This is a genomic window from Pseudomonas edaphica (genome assembly GCF_005863185.1).
GTDB classification, from domain to species: Bacteria; Pseudomonadota; Gammaproteobacteria; order Pseudomonadales; family Pseudomonadaceae; genus Aquipseudomonas; species Aquipseudomonas edaphica.
In genome coordinates, this window is record NZ_VBVZ01000804.1 from 1 (window position 1) to 2,376 (window position 2,376).

Below are 2,376 nucleotides of genomic sequence, written 5' to 3' on the forward strand. Positions count from 1 at the left end.
CCCCAGCGCCAACGGCGTGGTCGCTTCGTGGCCGGCGTAATGATAGGTGCCCCACAGCGGCGCCGCGCAATCGAGCTGTTTAAGCACTGAAATGATCACCCGCGCCGCGTCGTCCACCGGCGTCGGGTTGCCGCGCCGGTCATCGGCCATCAGCAATTCATCCGGCTTCTCGGCACGGGCCAGGAAGCGCCCGAGGGTGCCATCGACACTGTCATCCAGCAGCCAGCCAAAGCGCAGCAGCACATGTTGCGGGCAGGTGGCGCGCACGCTCTGCTCGATCCGCCATAACGCCTGGCCGCGCAAGCCCAGGGGCACCGGCTCGTCTTTTTCGCTGTAGGCGGTGGCACGAGAGCCATCGAACACGCGGTAGCTGGACGGTTGCAGCAAGGTGATGTTGTGGTGCTGGCACAGTTCGGCCAGGCGTTCGATGGCGAACTCCTGGGCGGCCAAACGTGTTTCGCTGACCGCTTCGGCCTGGAACCAGTCGAAATAGTAGGCGAGGTTGATCAGCGCATCGGGACGGGTGTCGTCGAGCAATTGGGTGAGGCTCGCGGCATCCCAGCCGTCTTGGGGCGGTTTAGGTGCGAGGAAACCGATGTCTTCCTCTGCACCGAGGCGAATCAGCGCCTGCCCGAGGGCATTCCCGCCGCCCAGTAACATAAGGCGCATTCGCATAGATTGAGCAGGCCCGGTCTGTTTGGAACGATGGTTATTATCGGCAGGCGTGTGCGCCTTGCCGTAGGTTGTTGCCAGAATCGTTGCATTTTGCGGGTTTGTAGCGCAACCGTCACGGACAAAGTACCTGATTGCAACTTGTTGGCATGGGCAGTATCAATCAATAGATGAACCTTCCTGAATCAACCGACACGGTATTGGACGGCTTCCACCCCGCCGTCAGTGCCTGGTTTGGCAACACCTTTCCCTCGGTGACCGGCGCCCAGGCCCAGGCGTGGCCGCTGATCCGTCAACGCCGCTCAACCTTGATCGCCGCGCCCACAGGCTCCGGCAAGACCCTGACCGCGTTCCTGGCGGTGCTCGATGACCTGGTGCACCAAGGCCTGGCCAACGGCGGTCAACTGCCGGACGAAACGCTGGTGGTGTACGTGTCGCCGCTCAAGGCGCTGTCCAACGATATCCAGATCAACCTGCAAAACCCGCTGGCCGGCATCACCGCGCAATTGCAGGCGCTGGGTTTGCCACCGCTGACTATCCGCACCGCCGTGCGTACCGGCGACACCCCGCAAAAAGACCGCGCACTCATGCGCAAACGGCCGCCGCATATCCTCGTCACCACACCGGAATCGCTCTACGTGCTGCTGGGCTCGGACTCCGGTCGGCAGATGCTGGCCAGCACGCGCACGGTGATCGTCGACGAAATCCACGCCATCGCCGCCGGCAAGCGCGGCAGCCACCTGGCTCTGAGCCTGGAGCGCCTGCAAGGGTTATGCAGCGAGCCATTGACCCGCGTCGGCCTGTCGGCCACGCAAAAGCCTATCGAGGCGGTGTCGCGATTTTTGGTCGGCAGCGGGCGTGAGTGCGCCATCGTCGATATCGGCCACGCGCGCCCCCGCGACCTGGATATCGAAGTACCACCAGTGCCGCTCTCGGCGGTGATGGCCAACGATGTGTGGGAATTGGTCTACGACCGCCTCGCCACGCTGGCCCGCGAACACCGCACTACGCTGGTGTTTGTCAACACCCGGCGCCTGGCCGAACGCTTGGCCCGGCACTTGAGCGAGCGTTTGGGCAAGACCGCTGTTGCCGCGCACCACGGCAGCCTGGCCAAAGAGCTGCGCCTGGACGCCGAGCAACGGCTCAAGGCCGGTGAACTGCAAGTGCTGATCGCCACCGCGTCGCTGGAGTTGGGGATTGATATCGGTGAGGTCGACCTGGTGTGCCAGATCGGCTCGCCCGGTTCCATCAACGGTTTTCTGCAAAGGGTCGGGCGTTCCGGTCACCAGGTCGGCGGCACGCCCAAGGGGCGACTGTTCGCCACCACCCGTGATGATTTGATCGAATGCGCCGCCCTGCTCGACTGCGTGCGGCGCGGCGAACTGGACACCTTGCACATCCCCATCGCCCCGCTGGACGTGCTGGCCCAACAAATCATCGCCGAAGTCAGCGCCCGCGAATGGCCGGAACAGGCATTGCTGGACCTCATCCGTCGCGCCTCACCCTACGCCGCACTCGATGAACGCCACTACCAGGCGCTGCTGCACATGCTCGCCGACGGCTATAACGGCCGCCAGGGCATCCGCAGTGCCTACCTGCACCGTGACGCCGTGACCCACACCCTGCGCGCCCGCCGTGGCGCCAAACTCACCGCCGTGACCAGCGGTGGCACCATCCCCGACAACGCCGACTACAGCGTATTGC

At 64.4% G+C, this 2,376-nt stretch carries 2 protein-coding genes; one reads left to right on the forward strand and one right to left on the reverse strand.

What is annotated here, in order from left to right:
• On the reverse strand, positions 1–675 hold a 675-nt coding region (locus FEM54_RS30665), incomplete at its 3' end, for a sugar nucleotide-binding protein (RefSeq protein WP_138454073.1).
• Positions 676–842: 167 nt separating this feature from the next.
• On the opposite strand from FEM54_RS30665, the gene FEM54_RS30670 reads away from it, so the two are divergent.
• The coding region (locus FEM54_RS30670) for a DEAD/DEAH box helicase (RefSeq protein ID WP_138454074.1) at positions 843–2,376 on the forward strand (1,534 nt) is incomplete at its 3' end.